This is a genomic window from Nocardiopsis kunsanensis DSM 44524 (genome assembly GCF_000340965.1).
Classification (GTDB): domain Bacteria; phylum Actinomycetota; class Actinomycetes; order Streptosporangiales; family Streptosporangiaceae; genus Nocardiopsis; species Nocardiopsis kunsanensis.
This window is the reverse complement of sequence record NZ_ANAY01000016.1, coordinates 38,963-54,848: the sequence shown is the minus strand read 5'-3', so window position 1 is coordinate 54,848 and position 15,886 is coordinate 38,963. Positions and strand designations below refer to the sequence as shown.

The window sequence follows — 15,886 nt, the reverse complement described above, 5'->3', positions numbered from 1 at the left end:
ATATTATTCGACATGTGTAGTTTAAGGGTGGGATGCAACGGAGGCAGGAGGCCGCAGCTGCCTTAGCCTGGTCGTGTGTCACGAACCACCACGTACCCGGACCCGCGCAAACGACGTTCCCGCGAGGCCATGGAACGCGCTCTGCTCGAACTCGTGGCCGAACGCGACCTGTCCGCCCTCTCCGTCTCCGACGTGACCCGCCGCGCCCGTGTGCACCGCACGACGTTCTACGAGCACTACACGGACGTGCACGACGTGGCGGCCTTCGCGTGCACCCAGATGTTCGACGAACTCGTCGACGCCACCCCGGTCTTCCACCTCGCAGGAGAGACCGACCCGGAGCGCGGACACGAGGAACTCACCGCGGTGTTCGCACACATCGGTGAACACGCCGACCTCTACCGGGCCCTGCTCGGGCCCGAGGGCAGCGCACGGGTCATCGACCACCTGCTGCGGCGCATCAACGTCGCCGTGCACGTCAACAGGGTGGGAACCACCGCCCCCACCCACGCCGACGATCCGGACGAGGTTCCGCACGACCCCGCCGCCGCCCTGCTGTCCGGCGCACTGATGGGGGTCATCACCGACTGGTTGCGCCGTGGGTGCGAAGGCACGCCGGAGGAACTCAGCACAGCGGTGGCCCAACACTTCGCCGGCGCCGTCGGCCACCCCGCCTGACCCCCGGAACGGGCGGAGGCCACCCGGGAGAGCCCCCACGCCACACCCGTGCGCACGGGAAACCCGCGCACCCGAGAGGCACCCGGGCCAGGACGGGGACCAACCCCCCGAACCCGGCGGACCCTACGGAGCCTGCGTCCCCTCCTCGGCCAGTGCCCGGGCCGCAGCCTCCCGCGCCCCCCGCGCCGAACCGGACGCCAGTGCCGCCCGCGCGGCCCGCCCGTAGGCCTCCCACGTGTGGACGGCCAGTTCCGAACCCACCGGTGCCAGCGCGGCAGTCGACACCGACAGGCTGCTGACCCCGAGACCGGCCAGCACACCGGCCAGGCGCGGATCCGCAGCGGCCTCACCGCACACCCCGACCGGAACGCCGTGGCTCCCTCCCTCGCGTGCCAGCGTCGCCACCAGCCGCAACAACGCCGGCTGCCAGGGGTCGTTCAACTCGGCCAACGCACCACTGAGACGGTCGGCCGCGAAAGTGTACTGGGCCAGGTCGTTGGTGCCCACACTCACGAAATCCACCGCCTCGAACAGCGCGGGGCCGGCCAAAGCGGCCGCAGGGGTCTCGACCATGACCCCGACCCGCTCCACCCCGGCCGCGCGGGCCCGTTCGGCGAACCAGTGCGCCTCCTCGGCGGTGGCCACCATCGGCGCCATCGCACTCACCCGCGCACCGGTGTCGGCGGCAGCGCCGACGATCGCGGACAGTTGGCGCTCCAGCAGAGCGGGGCGGTCGAAAGCCACCCGCAGCCCGCGTACGCCCAACGCCGGATTGGGCTCCTCACCCATCGACAGGAACGGCAGGGGTTTGTCTGCGCCGGCATCCAGCGTGCGCACCACCACAGGCAGACCAGCGAGCGGTTCCAGCACCGAACGGTAGGCCTCGCGCTGGGTGGCCTCGGAGGGCTCGGCCGCAGCATCCAGGAAACAGAACTCGGTCCGGAACAGGCCGACCCCCTGCGCACCGCCCTCCACCGCGGCCCGGGAATCGGCGGGCGAACCCACGTTGGCCATGACCGGAACCGGACGGCCGTCACGTGTGCGCCCCTTCCCGTCCCAGGACACCCCGGCCGCCGCGGCGGGCCGCGCGGCCACGGCCTCGGCGTGCAGCGCCACCTCCCCGGACGTTCCGTCCACGACCGCGCCCGGGGCCGCGTGCTCCAGCAGGCCGCGGACCGCGACCACGGCCGGGATGCCCATCGCCCGGGCCAGCACGGCCGTGTGCCCGGTCGGGCCGCCCTCCTCCGTGGCCAGAGCCAACACGAGCGAGGGATCCAGGTCGGCGGTGTCGGCCGGTGACAGGTCCCGGGCCAGGAGCACACACGGCCGGTCCAGGTCGGGGACCCCGGGAGGGACGGTGCCGCTCAGCTCGGCCACGATCCGGTCGCGTACGTCGCGGACGTCGCGCACCCGTTCGGCCATCAGCCCGCCCGCGGCGCTCAGCATCTCGGCGAACGCCTCGGCGGCGTCGTGCACGGCACGCTCGGCCGGAAGGCGGCCCTCGGTCACGAGCGTCTCGGCCTTGGAGATCAGTGACGGGTCGGTGGCGATCTCGGCGGTGGCCGCCAACACCGCTGCGGCCTCCTCCGTGCCGGCGGTGCGTTCACGCAGGGAACGGGCCACGGCCTCGGCCGCCGGGCCGATACGGGCCGCTACGGCCGCGGGGTCGGAGGGGGCCGGTCCGGCGGCGGGTACGGGTGCGCGTTCGGTGATGCGCACGGTCGGCCCGGCAGCGGTACCGGGACTCACCCCGAGCCCGCGCAGTAGTGGACTGGGGTGGGGGAGCGGACCGGTCGCCATGGTGTCTCCGTGTTCTCCGGCGGTTCACAGACCCCCCGACCATAGGGGCGTTACCCGGTCCGGCGACAGATGTCCCGGAGGCCTTGCTGCCGGTGCCGGGGCAAAGCCGGGCCCGGATCCAGCGGCTGGGCCGCGCAGGGCCGTGCTCAGACCGCGGGTTCGGTCTCACCGGTGAGCGCGGCGGTGACCTCCTCGACGATGTGGTGGGCCGCGTAGTAGGAGGCCGCGCCCCACACGTCGTGGTCGCCGTGGAAGACCTGTTCTTCCTGTACCGCCGACAGGTTGGCCCAGACCCCCTCGGAGAAGGCCTCGGGCGCCTCCGGGTAGCCCGAGCCGGTGAGGACGAAGACGGCATCGCCATCGGCGGACCCGAGGTTCTCGTAACTGCGCGGCACGAAGTCGGTCCCGCCCTCGGGGTCGACCTGCTCGTCGGGGCGGGTGAAACCGAGATCGTCCACCACCTGGCCGGGGAAGGAGGACGGGGTCTCCAGGCGGATCTCGCTCTCGTTCTGCAACCGCACCAGTGACAGTTCGGTCCCGGCCGGGTCGGTGCCGGCCTCGGACAACTCCTCCCGTGCCCGCGCGACCGCCTCCTCGTACTCGCTCACGGCTTCCTCGGCGCGCTCCTGTTCGTCCAGGACCTCGGCGACCTGGTCCAGGTGGCTGCGCCAGGAACCGGTGCCCTCCCACTCCAGGAGCACGGTGGGGGCGATCTGTTCCAGGTCCTCCAGCATCTCGGCCTGGGTACCGAGCTGGGTCTGCACACCGATGATGAGGTCGGGCCCGGCACTGGCCAGCTCCCCGATGTTGATGTCCTCCTCGGAGGGGGAGTTGGTCACCACATCGAACTCGTCGCCATCGGCGTCGGGCGGCAGGAACGGTTCCAGCCCCTGCCCGCTCTCACCCGGTGTGCCCATGGTCGCGACGACGTCGTGGCCGAGCTGGGTGGCGGCGGCCAGGGTGGGCCGCCACAGCACCGCCACGTTCTCCGGTTCTGCGGGGACCTCCACCGTCCCGTTGGCGGCCTCCACGGTGCGGGACCCGCCTTCGGGGGCGCCGGGCCCCTCACCGCCGGTGGAGCATCCGGCGGCCAGGAGGAGCCCCAGGCCGAGGACGGGGACGGGGTGGAGAGTTCGGAGAGGCAACGGCATCGATCGGATCCTTCGCGTGGAGGATTGGTAAGGTAAGCCTGGCCTGATAAGTCGGATATCAGGTTCGATCCGACGTGCCCTACGATGGCGTTTCGAGCCATAGTAAGGCAAGCCTCACCTTCCATCGATGCGAACACGAACGGGGGACGCACGTGACCCTGCGCGCTCCCACCCTCCCTCCCTCCACACGCGCCCGACGCCTGGCCCGCCCCACCGGCCTGCTCATCGCCACCGGCGCCCTCGCCGCATGCGTACTCCTGAGCATCTCCGTGGGCTCCAAGGCCATCGCCCCGGGTGAAGTCTGGAACGCCCTCGCCCACTACGACGGCGGCTACAACCACGACGTCGTCCGCAGCCTGCGCGTGCCCCGCACGGTCCTCGGCGTCTTCGTCGGAGCCGCCCTCGGTCTCGCCGGCGCCCTCATGCAGGCCCTGACCCGCAACCCGCTCGCCGAACCCGGCATCCTCGGGATCAACTCCGGAGCAGCCGCAGCCGTGGTCCTCTCCAGCGTCCTCCTCGGCCTCAGCGGTACCGCCCTGGTCTGGCCCGCCCTCCTCGGCGCCGCCCTGGCCGCCGTCGCCGTCCACGCCCTCGGTTCCCGCGGCCGCTCCGCCGCCACCCCGGTACGCCTGGCCCTGGCCGGTACCGCCCTGGCCGCCGTCCTCCAAGGGCTCGTGCACGGGATCGTCGTCCTCAACGACTTCGCCTTCGACCGGATCCGTTTCTGGCAGGTCGGCTCCCTCGTCGGACGCGACATCGACCTCTTCTGGCAGGTCGCGCCCTTCCTCGCCGCCGGTGTCGCCCTCGCACTCTGCCTGGGCCCCTCCCTCAACGCCGTCGCCCTCGGGGACGAACTCGCCGCCTCCCTCGGCGCGCGTATCCCCCTCGTGCGCGCCCTGACCGCGCTCGGCATCATCCTGCTGTGCGGCGCCGCCACCGCCGCAGCCGGACCGATCTGGTTCGTGGGCCTGGTCATCCCGCACATGGCACGTGTCGTCACCGGGCCCGACCAGCGCTGGCTCCTGCCCTACTCGGCCGTGCTCGGGGCGATCCTGCTGAGCGCCTCCGACATCATCGGCCGCCTCGTCGTTCCCGGCGCGGAACTCGAGGTCGGCATCATCACCGCGATCGTCGGTGCCCCCGTGTTCATCGCCCTGGTCCGCAGCAGAAGGATGGCCCAGCTGTGAACAAGACCCTGACCCCGCGGCGCGGCTCCGACCGGCCCCGCCGGACCCCGCGCGGCACGGTTCCCGTACGGCCGCTGCAGGGGCGCCTGTCCTTCCTGGCCCGGCCCCGCACCCTCGTGGTCTGTCTCGTACTCGCACTGACCGGTGTCCTCACCCTGGCGGTGTCGGTCTCGGTCGGCGACTACGAAGTGCCCCTGGCAGCCGTACCCGGAGCGATCCTGGGGTACGGCGAGCACCTCGACGTGTTCTTCGTCCAAGGCACCCGCCTGCCCCGCGCCCTGACAGCGGTCGGCGTGGGGGCCGCGTTGGGCGTGGCCGGAGCTGTCTTCCAGAGCCTCTCGCGCAACGCCCTGGGCAGCCCCGACATCATCGGTTTCACCTCCGGCGCCGCCTCCGGCGCCGTCGCCGTCATCCTCGTCTTCGGGGCCGGCCGCCTCGGGATCTCCCTGGGCGCGGTCGTCGGCGGCCTGGCCACCGCAGCCGCCGTCTACCTGCTCGCCATGAAGAACGGGGTGCAGGGCTACCGGCTCGTCCTGGTCGGTATCGGCATCAGCGCCATGCTCTCCTCGGTACGCGACTACCTCATGACCCGCGCCGAACTCACCGACGCCCTGGGCGCCCAGATCTGGATGATCGGCAGCCTCAACGGCCGCGGCTGGGCCGAGGTCGTGGCCGTGTGGGCCGCGTTCGTCCTGCTGGGCGGGGTACTGTTCGCCCTCGGCCGGCGCCTGCGCTTCATGGAACTGGGCGAGGACACCGCACGCGGCCTGGGCGTGGACACCCGCGGAACCCAGATCATCGCCTTCGCCACGGCCAGCGCCCTGACCGGCGCCGCCATCGCCGTGGCAGGCCCCATCGGTTTCGTCGCCCTGGCCGCACCCCAACTGGCGCGCCGACTGACCCGTTCGGGCGGGACCACCCTGGCGGGCGCGGCCGCCATGGGTGCGACACTGCTCGTGGTCGCCGACCTGGTGGCCATGCGGGCCCTGGCGCCCACGCAGCTCCCCGTGGGAGTGGTCACAGCCGTCATCGGCGGCACCTACCTCATCTGGCTTCTGTACACCGAATGGCGCGGCGGCCGTGCCTGAGCACATCGAGGGACACATGAGCACTACCGGCCACGACGACACCCGTCTCAACGGCCACGGCCTGACCCTGGCCTACGACCAGCGCGTCATCTCCCGGGACCTCGGGGTCTCCATCCCCGACAGCTCCTTCACCGTCATCGTCGGTCCCAACGCCTGCGGCAAGTCCACCCTGCTGCGCGCCCTCTCCCGCACCCTGAAACCCGCGGACGGGCAGGTGCACCTGGACGGCAAGGCCATCGACACCTACCCGGCCAAGGAGGTCGCCCGCCGGCTGGGGTTGTTGCCGCAGAGCTCGGTGGCCCCCGAAGGCATCGGCGTGGCCGATCTGATCTCCCGCGGCCGCTACCCCCACCAGGGGTTCCTGCGGCAGTGGTCGGCCGAGGACGAGGCCGTGCTCGCCGACGCCATGGAAGCCACCGGGGTCACCGACCTGGCCGACCGTTCCGTCGACGAACTCTCCGGCGGGCAGCGCCAGCGTGTGTGGCTGGCGATGGTCCTGGCCCAGCAGACCCCGCTGCTGCTACTGGACGAGCCCACCACCTACCTCGACATCGCCCACCAGATGGACGTGCTCGACCTGTGCGCCGACCTGCACCACAACCGCGGGCACACCCTCGTGGCTGTCCTGCACGACCTCAACCACGCCGCCCGCTACGCCACCCACCTGGTGGTGATGAAGGACGGCGCGATCGTCGCCCAGGGCGCACCCTCGGAGGTCGTCACCGCCGGACTGGTGGAGGAGGTCTTCGGTCTGCCGGTGCGGGTGGTGCCCGACCCCGAGACCGAGACCCCGATGATCGTCCCGGTCGACCGCCGCCCCCAGCGCGCCTGAGAGCCAGGGTTCGTACACCGCTCCGCCGGGGCCACCGGACAGCATGGACAGCAGTGCCGCCGGAAGAGAAGGAACCGGCGGCGGGCCCGGGGAGAGGTCGGGTCCGCCGCCGGCGGTGGGAGGGGGTCAGCGCACGCGGGCGCAGGTCAGTGTGCTGAAACCCCGCTGAGCTCGTTCGGCGCCGCCTTCAACTCCTGTGTGACCGTGACCTCCAGGGACTCCAGGTCGACCGCGTGCAGCTCGTTCGCGTCGGAATCGCTCACGTAGGCCGTGGAACCCCGGACGAACAGCGCAGGGCGGGGCTTCTGCCACTCCAGCGGTTCCTCCCACTCGTCCATGAGCTCGACGCCGTTGGTGACCTCGCCCTCCTCGGGGTCGATCACGTGCAGGGTGCCGTCGGTGCCAAGAACCAGGGCTTCGCCCTCGGGTCCGCGCCCGAGGGAACGGAAGGTGTAACTGGCCGGGAGGCCGACCAGCTCCAGCTCCTCGGCCGCGCCGTCGATGAGCGCGATCCGCTCGGGGCGTTCCAGTTCCGCGTCCTCGTCGACCTTGTAGTCGCCCAGGACCACGGGGGAGTGCTCGGAACCGGCCTGGTTGCCGATCCGCCCGTAGTCGTCCTCACTGTCGACCTTGGCGAAGCCGTCGCCGTCGTAGACCAAGGCGCCGTCCTGGCACCCGATGACCACGGTCTCCTCCTCCGCAACGGTCTCGCCGTGCACGCCGGGGCATTCCTCGGTGCGGGCGACCTCCTCGCCGTCGGGGCCCAGGACCACGACCCCGTTCACCTCCTCCTCGTCGCCGAGGGTGTGCAGGATCTGCCCGGAGGACAGTTCCACCGCGACCCCGTGGTGCGGTTCGCCGGCGCTGTGGGTGTCGGCCTCGTCCGGGGTGACTTCACCAGCGGCGTCGCTGTCGAACACGGTGATCTCACCGGTGCCGTCGTCGAACAGTGCCGTCCGGCCCTCGTGCACGACGACGTGGCCGGGTGTCTCGGCCTCGAACACGGTGTCGGTGAGTTCCCCGGCGACCGCGTCCAACACCTGGAAACCCTGGGAAGTGGAGACGAGCAGATGCCGGCCGTCCCCGGCCGGGTTCAAGCGGTTGAACCCCTCGAGCTCGATGTCGGCCTCCACCTCCAGGGTGGAACCGTCCAGGACGAGGATGCCCCCGTCGTAGGTGGTGACCACCGGGTCGGTGACGTCGGCACCGGCGTCGGCCTGGGTGGCCCCGTCGGTGCCATCGCCGCCGCAGGCGGTCAGCAGCAGCGCCGACGCGGCCAGGACGGCCGTGCCGGAGTGGCGTGGGGTGAACATGGTGTTTCTCCTCATGTGCGGGATGGTGCGGGGGGTGATCATGTGCGGGATGGTGCGGGGGGGGGTGAGGTACCGGCTCAGCCTTGGTCCTCGGCCAGGGCGTCGACGATGGCGTCGGTGTTGGCGCGCATCATCTCCGAGTAGGTCTCGGCGCCTCCGCCGGGCGGGGTCAGCGACTCCGAGAACAAGGACACGACCTCGACCTCGGTGCCGGCCTCCTCGGCCATGGCTCGGGCGAGCCGGTCGGGCTGGGAGGAATCGACGAAGACCGCCTCGACCCCGGCCCGGTCGACCGCCTCGGCCAGGTCCGCCAGGTCGGAGCTGCTGGGGGAGGCCAGCGTGGTACCGCTGGGCACGACCGCGCCGATCACCTCGAACCCGTAGCGTTCGGCCAGGTAACCGAAGACGTGGTGGTTGGTCACCAGGGCCCGTCGCTCCTCGGGCAGGGTCTCGAACCGCTCGGCCATCCAGGTGTCGAGCTCCTCGACCTGCTCGCGGTAGCCCTCGGCTTCGGCTCGCGCGTTGTCGGCGCCGTCGATCTCCTCCGCCCCGGCCTCGGCGATGAGGTCGACGGCCGTGATCATGCGCTGGGGGTCGGTCCAGAAGTGCGGGTCGGGTCTCCCCTCGTCCTCGTCGGAGGTGTAGTCGAGCGGATCCACGTGCGCGCCGACCTCCAGGGTGGGCACCCCGGCTTCTTCAGCGGCTGTGACGTGGTGCCCGACGCCCTCCTCCAGTCCCAGGCCGTTGTGCACGATGAGGGAGGCCGACTCCAACAGGGCCGCCTCCTGCGCGGAGATCTCGAAGGAGTGCGGGTCGGCTCCGGGCGGCATCAGCACCGTGACCTCGGCCCGGCCGCCCAGCACGTTCTCGGTGACATCGCCCAGGATGTTGGTCGTGACCACCACGTGCTCCTGCGCGTCCCCGTCGGCCGTGCACCCGGAGAGAGCGAACACCAGGGCCAGGGCGGCGGCGGACGAGCGCCGGTGTGCGGGAGTAGGCATCAGTACCCCGTCCGGACCATGAAGTGCGGGGTGGGACCGGTCTCCAGTTCTCTGGCCACCCGCAGGTCGTCGTCGTGGTCGATCTCGTACACGAGGCCCTCCTCGGCGTCGTTGACGTAGGTGCGTCCGGCATCGGCCTCGATCACCGGGGGGTGGTCGGGGTCGACGGTCCCGAGCAGGTCGGTCGAGGACCTTTCCTCGCCGGTCTCCGGGTCGAGGGCGTGCAGACGGCCGTTCCCGGTCAGGGCCAGCACCGGGCCGCCCTCGCCGATCGCGGTGGCCGCGACCGTGTCGGGCAGGTCGATGCGGTTCCACTCGTCGGCGCCGGACTCCAGGACCCACACGCCTTCGTCGCCGGCCGGAGCCGCCACGGTGGAGGCGTGCGGACGGTGGTGCAGGGTCTCGGCGCGTTCGCCGGCGCCGGTGTCCTCGGGGTGGGGAACCGAGGTGGCGGAGAACCCCTCCTCGGACTCGGTCACCTCCAGGGCCCCGTGATCGCAGGTCAGGAACAGCCCGGAGCGGGTGGTGGCGCTGTCCTGGGGGGCCTCGCAAGTCTTTCCGAACTCCTCGGCCCGCTCGCCCTCCTCGTCCAGGACCTCGACCGTGCCGTTCTCGCCGACGTGGACGAGGAATCCGCGGAACGGGGCCAGAAGTGAGCCGGGGGCCGTGTTCTCGGGCCCGGCGGTCTCCACCTCGCCGTCCTCCAGAGCGGAGCGGTCGAGGACGAGGGTCTCCCCCTCTCCGGAGAGAACCGTACGGGTGGTGTCCGCGAAGACTCGGGTCGGACCGGGTACCGGTACCTCGCCGAGGTCCTCGACGGGGGCGCGGTAGTAGTGGCTGTGGTCGCCGTGGTCGACGGTCCACGCCCCGGTGTCGAGCACACGGGTCTGCTCTCCGTCGGACAGGTGGGCGAAGCGCCCGTCCCCGGTCAGGGACACCGGATCGGGCAGCGGGTCGAGGTCGGTGGTCTCCTCGGTGACCAGATCCAGGACCTGCACTTGCCCGTCCTCGTCGGCCAGGACCAGGCGCGGCTGGGGCTCGGCGGCCTCCTCGGCGCCCTCGACGTAACCGTGGGGCGTGGACTCGGGACTCGTTTCGCCGGCTTCCTCCGCCGGAGCGCCGGTGGTGCCGCACGCGGCGGCCACGGCTGTCAGGACCAGGCCCCCGACGGTGGATGCGAGGGTGCGCGGGGCGCGGTGGCCGGGTGATGGGGTCACGGTGCGGGGATCCTCTCGGTGCGGGCCGCCTCCTTCTCGGGGCCGGCGGGCACGGGCGGGGCGGTGGGTGCTGTGGCGCGCCGGGTCAGTGATCCGCGCACGTGTGCGGCCAGGGCCGAGACGAGGAAGAACCCGACGGCGGTGGTGGTGATGGTGGCCCCGGCGGCGGTTCCGACGTGCCAGGACACGAGCAGGCCCACGTAGGTCGCGGCGCACCCGAGCACGGCCGAGCCGAGCATGATGCCCGGCACGGTGCGGGCCCACAGCACCGCCGTGGCGGGTGGGGCGATGAGCATGCCGAAGACGAGCAGGGTGCCGACCACGTGGAAGGACGCCACCACCGCCAGGGTGACCAGGGTCAGGAGCGCAGCGTGGGCCCAGCGGGGGGAGAGGCCCAGGGTGTGGGCCTTGCGCGGGTCGAAGGCCAAGGCGAGGAAGGAACGGTGCCCCACGAGTGCGATGATCGCGACCGCCGCGAGTGCGAGGAGCAGGTGCACGAGGTCGCGCGAGGTCACGGCGAGCACGTCCCCGAACAGGAACGCGGTCAGGTCCACGGCGAAGGACCGCGAGTGCGAGACCACGATGACACCGACCGAGAGCATGCCGACGAAGAGCAGCCCGATGCTGGTGTCCCTGGACAGCCGGGGCGATCGGCTGAGCACGGTGACCCCGGCGGCCATGGCGCCCGCGGCCAGCACACCCCCGACGAAGACACTCCCGCCGAGCAGGGAAGCCAGGGCCACGCCCGGGAGCATGCCGTGGGAGACGGCCTCACCGAAGAAGGCCATGCCGCGCAGTACCACCCACGTTCCCGCGAGTGCACAGGTCAGTGACACCAGAACACCGCCCCACAGGGCGCGCTGGACGAAGGTGACCTCGAAGGGCCCGATCAGTGCTTCCATGACCGATACTTTACAATGAAAACCGTTATCATTTGCAAGTCGGATGCGGAGCGGAGATCACCATGACCACGACACGGGTGCGCCTGGACGCGGTGCACGCCGGACACGACGGGACCGACGTCCTGTGCGGTGCGACCCTCGACCTCCGGGCAGGGGCCGTCACCGCCCTGGTCGGCGACAACGGATCCGGAAAATCGACCCTGCTCGGGGTGCTGGCCGGGACCCACCCCCCGCGCGCCGGCCGCGTCCAGCACGAGGGGCCGCAACGGCCCGCGTTCGTGCCTCAGCGCAGTGCGGTACCCGATGCGCTACCGCTCACCGTCCTCCAGACCGTGCGCATGGGACGCTGGGCCCGCCGCGGTGCCTGGCGGCGCCTGCGGCGCGAGGACCACGAGGCCGTCGCACACTGCCTGGACCGGCTCGACGTCGCCGACCTGGCCGGGCGGGCCCTCCACACGCTCTCGGGAGGCCAGCGCCAGCGGGTGCTCGTCGCTCAGGGCCTGGCGCAGGAGGCCGACCTGCTGCTCCTGGACGAGCCCTCCACCGGACTGGACACCGACGCGCGCGCCGCCATCGCGCGTGTGCTCACGGAGGAACGCGACCGGGGCCGCGCAGTCCTCGTGGCCACCCACGCCGCCGACGAGGTGCGCGGCGCCGACCGGGTCCTGCGCCTGCACGGCGGACACCTCAGCGAGGAAACCGCATCCTGAGGCCGTCCGGTCCCCGGGGGACTCACAGCTCGCCCTCCGCGGGGAAGGGGGATTCCACGCGGGCCCGCCGCAGCGCACGGGTCCACCACAGGAGCTGATCGAGGAAGACCTCCGTCACCCCGGAGACGGCCTCGGCCTCCACCGGGCGTCCATCTTGGTCGAAGGCCTCCCAGAAGTTCGGGAACAGCACCGCTTCACGCGGGGAGACCGTGTTGAACTCGGCGAAGACCCCGCGCAGGTGCTCCACCGCCTGCACCCCGCCGGTCATGCCGCCGTAGGAGACGAACCCGATGGGCTTGGCCGTCCACTCCTCGTGGAACCAGTCGATGACGGTCTTCAGCGAGGCCGGATAGCTGCGGTTGTAGACCGGGGTCACCACCACGAAGGCATCGGCCCACTGCAACCGCTCACCCAGTGCCTCGACCGGTTCGGGCAGCGGCTCGCCCGGGTCGTTGCCGTTGAGTACGGGAGGCAGCCCGTACTCGGCCAGGTCGACCGTCTCCGCTTCCAGACCCGGTCGGGCAGCGAGCCGTCCGGAGATCCACCGGGCCGGGACCGGACCGAAACGGTCCTTGCGGACACTGCCGATGATGACGGCCACTCGCAGGGGTGTGCTCGCGGGGGCAGGCGCGGAACGCTGTGTCTCGGGAATCAACGTGCGGTCCTTCCGGGAGGTCGTTCTGTGCTGACGCTGCGACACTCGCCCCGCAGGGTTCCGGAAAGGTTCTCCCGGGGCTCCGGCGTCCCGACCGGTCCCCGGAACCCCGTCAGCGACGCAGGACCAGGGTCAGCACGTCGGCGGCCTCCATGCCCCGGCCCCGTTCCAGCGCGGCCTCGAAGGAACCCTCGCCGGCCCGATCCGCGGCCAGGGCCCGGACACGCTCCAGGTCCGCTTGCTCCAGCATGTTCGGTGCGGTACCCGCGCGTGCGGCCCCGGCCGTGCCCAGGGCCTCGGCCGCACGCACCGGGTCGCCGTCCAGCGCCGCGACCCCGGCCCACAACTCGAGTGCCCGGGCCAGGACCGGTGCTGCGTCCGCGGTCCGCACCGGCGAGAGCAGACCGCGCAGGACCGCCGCTGCACGCTCGGGGTCGCCTTCGTCCAGTGCGAGGAAACCCTCTTCCAGACCGGTGAGGGGACCGGTTCCGGTGGTCGGTGCCACCTCGGTCCAGCGGTCCATGCACCGGCGGGCGCGGGCGATGTCCCCGTGCCGGCGCGCCGCCATCGCCTCGCCCAGGTCGGCATAGCCCAGGCAGTAGGTGTCGACGAGTTCACGCGCTTGTTCCCTGGCCCGCCGCAGCAGAACGACGGCTTCGGTCTCCTCACCGCCACGGAGCATGCACATGGCCAAGCGCACCCGCCACCAGCACGCTTCGGACGGCAGACCCAGGCCCTCGCACAGTTCCAAGGCCCGCTCGGCCACCGCGCGCGCACGGCCGTGCCGGCCGCGCACCTCGGCCTCGAGGTGGTCCACGGCCAGGCTCTGGGCCAGGGCCCAGTCGTCGCCCAGCCCTTCCAGGACCTCCCGGGCCGAACGGCCGTCGGGCAGCCTTTCGGGGAGGAGGCCGTGCACCGACAGCCGCATCCAGTTCCGGTAGCAGACCGCGACCGCAGCAGCCCAAGCCCGACCGTGCTCGTCGAGAGTGACGATCGCCTCCGACAGGTGGCGCTCGCCGGCCTCTTCGAGCCCCGCGGTGAAGAGGCTCAGCCCGGCGAACCACTGGACCTCGGCGCGCTCCACCCGTGACCCGGGCCCGAAGAGGGACAGTGCCCGATCGACCTCTTCTTCAGCCCGATCGTGGTCTTCGTGTACGCCCAGTGCCACGGACAGGGCATTCGCGCGGACGAAGCGGTCGCCGCGCGGGCCGGGCAGTCCGACCGCGGCCGCGAGGTCCTCGCGCAGGTGCGCCATGCGTCCGGTGATCCATTGGTGCCAGAACGTTCCCAGCGTCAGTTCGACTGCGTGGGCGCCGTCCTCGTGGGCCAGAGCCGTGTCCAGGGCCTGAGGCAGATTCACGTGCTCGGTGTCCATCCGGCACATCCATGCGTGCTGGTCACGCCCGCGCAGACCGGTGTCGGCCCGCCGGGTCAGATCCGTGTAGTGGCGCAGGTGACGCCGCCCGGTCGCCTCGAGCTCGCCCGCCTCGGTGAGTTTCTCGGCCGCGTAGATCCTGATGGACTCGAGCAACCCGAAACGCCGCTCGCGGCCCACGGGCTCCGAGGTCACCAGACTGCGGTCGACCAACCCGGTCAGGACATCCAGAACCCTGGCAGCCGGCACCCCCTCGGGCCCCGCGTCGTCGGGGTCGGCACAGACCACCTCTGCGGCGGCCAAGGAAAAATCGCCCCGGAAGAACGACAAACGTCGGAGAACCCTGCGTTCGTCGCCGTCCAGTAAGAACCAGCTCCAGTCGATCATCGCCCTGAGCGTCTGCTGCCGACGCGGTACCCGACCGCCCGGGCGGGAGAGCAGGTTGAGCCGGTCGGCCAACCGCTCCGACAGCTCGTGCACCGCCAGGGCACGCACCCGGTTGGCGGCCAGTTCCATCGCCAGCGGCAATCCGTCCAGAGCACGGCAGACGCGTTCCACCACCGGTTCGGTCTCCGCGTCCAGGACAAAACCCGGGTCCACGGCACGCGCACGCTCGGTGAAGAACCGCACGGCCGGACCCGGTTCGCCGCCGGCGGTGACGGCGAGCGGCCGCAGGTCGTAGCGCTGCTCGCCGGAAAGATTCAACGGCTCCCGGCTGGTGGTGAGTACCCGTACCCCCGACACGATCTCCAAGAGCTCTCCGATGAAGGCGCCGGCCTCCTCCACCACGTGTTCACAGTTGTCCAGGACCAGTAGCGACGGGTGTTCACCCAGCGCGTCCCCGAGCCGGTACAGGCAGTCGTCGGGCACCGTGCGAACCGGGAGTCCGATCGCGGCCGCGACCAGATCGGTCACCCGGTAGGCCACCTCCCACGGCTCGGTGCCGGAAGAGAACCTCGAAGAGGGCGGCAACGCCGCCAGGTCCACGAACCACACGCCCCGGGGAAAACGCTCCCGCCATGAGTGAGCCACATGCACCGCCAGCCGGGTCTTGCCGACCCCGCCGATCCCCGTCAGCGTCAGCAGCCGCCCTCTGTCCAGGAAACAGCCGACCTCGTCGGCCTCCTTCTCACGCCCGATGATCGGTGAGATCTCGGACGGCAACCTGCCCCGGGCGCTCGACTCCGACCCCTGATCGGGACGCACACCGGTCCCAGAGGCGGTGGTCAGTTCCGGATCGTGCCGCAGGATGCGTTCGTGGAGCGTGCGCAGTGGCGGACCCGGGTCGGCCCCGAGTTCCTCGGCCAGGCGTTCGCGCAACGACTCGAACAGCAGCAACGCGTCCCGCTGGCGCCCCGTCCGATACAAGGCCGACATCAGCGCACCCACGAGCCGTTCCCGGGTGGGGTGCTCCTTCGCCGGTGCGGCTGCCAGCTCCACCGCTGCCTCGGATTCACCTGCCTCCACCAGAGCCTCGGCCTGCTCCTCGACCGCGCTCAACCGGGCCTCCTCCAGGGCGGCCAGGTCGGGCGCGAGCCAGAGCTCGTCGGCCACATCCGCGTACGCCTCGCCCCGCCACAGCGCCAACGCCTCACCCAACAGGTCCGCGCGCCCGCGCGCCGACCCTGCGGTGCGTGCACGCGCCACCCGGTCCCGGAACCGCTCAGCGTCCACCGTGCCGGACGGAAGATCCAACCGGTAACCCGCGGGGGTGTGGACCAACAGGCCCCGGCCGCCGTCCCCGGCCAGGTCCAGAGCCGCCCTGATCTGGGACAGCTTGGACCGCAGCACACGTGTGGGCCGGGCGGCACGGCCATCGCCCCAGACCCGCTCGACCAGCGTGTCGGCGGGCACCGCCTCGCCCCGTCGAGAAACCAGGAGGGCCAACAGCAGCCGGACCTTGCGTTCGGGGACGGGCACCTCTTCACCGGAATCGGTGCTCAGCCGCAGCTGCCCCAACACGTCGATGCGCATGCC

Annotated in this window: 13 protein-coding genes; 5 read left to right on the top strand and 8 right to left on the bottom strand. The window is 71.7% G+C overall.

What is annotated here, in order from left to right; translation table 11 throughout:
- Positions 1-75: 75 nt before the first annotated feature.
- Entirely contained in the window at positions 76-678 is a 603-nt protein-coding gene (locus tag D456_RS0112610) for a TetR/AcrR family transcriptional regulator (protein ID WP_017576540.1), read from the top strand.
- Positions 679-801: 123 nt separating this feature from the next.
- On the opposite strand, the gene D456_RS0112605 is transcribed toward D456_RS0112610, so the two are convergent.
- Positions 802-2,478, bottom strand: a complete 1,677-nt coding sequence (locus tag D456_RS0112605) for a putative PEP-binding protein (protein WP_017576539.1) — start codon at positions 2,476-2,478, stop codon at positions 802-804.
- A gap of 146 nt (positions 2,479-2,624) precedes the next feature.
- A complete protein-coding gene (locus D456_RS0112600) occupies positions 2,625-3,629 on the bottom strand; it encodes an ABC transporter substrate-binding protein (protein WP_017576538.1) in 1,005 nt (334 codons plus the stop codon).
- Positions 3,630-3,781: 152 nt separating this feature from the next.
- On the opposite strand from D456_RS0112600, the gene D456_RS0112595 reads away from it, so the two are divergent.
- From D456_RS0112595 to D456_RS0112585, 3 genes are read left to right on the top strand one after another with little or no spacing between them, the layout of a single operon-like run.
- The gene (locus tag D456_RS0112595; protein ID WP_017576537.1) at positions 3,782-4,816 is read left to right on the top strand and encodes a FecCD family ABC transporter permease; all 1,035 of its coding nucleotides are present in this window, start codon (positions 3,782-3,784) and stop codon (positions 4,814-4,816) included.
- Positions 4,813-5,904 carry a FecCD family ABC transporter permease gene (locus D456_RS0112590; protein ID WP_017576536.1) on the top strand — a complete coding sequence of 364 codons (1,092 nt, stop codon included), beginning with the start codon at positions 4,813-4,815 and terminating at the stop codon, positions 5,902-5,904. Before D456_RS0112595 ends, D456_RS0112590 begins: the two co-directional genes overlap by 4 nt.
- 16 nt (positions 5,905-5,920) lie before the next feature.
- Positions 5,921-6,736 (top strand): ABC transporter ATP-binding protein, encoded by an 816-nt coding sequence (locus D456_RS0112585; protein WP_026115806.1) that lies wholly within the window; start codon positions 5,921-5,923, stop codon positions 6,734-6,736.
- 146 nt (positions 6,737-6,882) lie between these two features.
- Here D456_RS0112585 and aztD read toward each other — a convergent pair whose 3' ends face one another.
- From aztD to aztB, 4 genes are all read right to left on the bottom strand, one after another.
- The gene (aztD, locus tag D456_RS0112580; RefSeq protein WP_017576534.1) at positions 6,883-8,049 is read right to left on the bottom strand and encodes a zinc metallochaperone AztD; all 1,167 of its coding nucleotides are present in this window, start codon (positions 8,047-8,049) and stop codon (positions 6,883-6,885) included.
- Between the two features lie 77 nt (positions 8,050-8,126).
- Positions 8,127-9,050 carry a zinc ABC transporter substrate-binding protein AztC gene (gene aztC, locus D456_RS0112575; RefSeq protein ID WP_017576533.1) on the bottom strand — a complete coding sequence of 308 codons (924 nt, stop codon included), beginning with the start codon at positions 9,048-9,050 and terminating at the stop codon, positions 8,127-8,129.
- Positions 9,050-10,267, bottom strand: a complete 1,218-nt coding sequence (locus D456_RS0112570; protein WP_017576532.1) for a PQQ-binding-like beta-propeller repeat protein — start codon at positions 10,265-10,267, stop codon at positions 9,050-9,052. Before D456_RS0112570 ends, aztC begins: the two co-directional genes overlap by 1 nt.
- Complete coding sequence (aztB, locus tag D456_RS0112565) at positions 10,264-11,169, bottom strand: zinc ABC transporter permease AztB (RefSeq protein ID WP_017576531.1); 906 nt, start codon at positions 11,167-11,169, stop codon at positions 10,264-10,266. The genes D456_RS0112570 and aztB overlap by 4 nt, the downstream gene beginning before the upstream one ends.
- 62 nt (positions 11,170-11,231) lie before the next feature.
- Between aztB and aztA the strand changes: the two genes are divergently transcribed.
- The gene (gene aztA / locus D456_RS0112560; RefSeq protein WP_017576530.1) at positions 11,232-11,879 is read left to right on the top strand and encodes a zinc ABC transporter ATP-binding protein AztA; all 648 of its coding nucleotides are present in this window, start codon (positions 11,232-11,234) and stop codon (positions 11,877-11,879) included.
- A gap of 22 nt (positions 11,880-11,901) precedes the next feature.
- On the opposite strand, the gene D456_RS0112555 is transcribed toward aztA, so the two are convergent.
- Positions 11,902-12,531 (bottom strand): NADPH-dependent FMN reductase, encoded by a 630-nt coding sequence (locus D456_RS0112555; protein WP_026115805.1) that lies wholly within the window; start codon positions 12,529-12,531, stop codon positions 11,902-11,904.
- Between the two features lie 115 nt (positions 12,532-12,646).
- A complete protein-coding gene (locus D456_RS0112550; RefSeq protein ID WP_017576528.1) occupies positions 12,647-15,883 on the bottom strand; it encodes a BTAD domain-containing putative transcriptional regulator in 3,237 nt (1,078 codons plus the stop codon).
- Between the last annotated feature and the right edge of the window lie 3 nt (positions 15,884-15,886).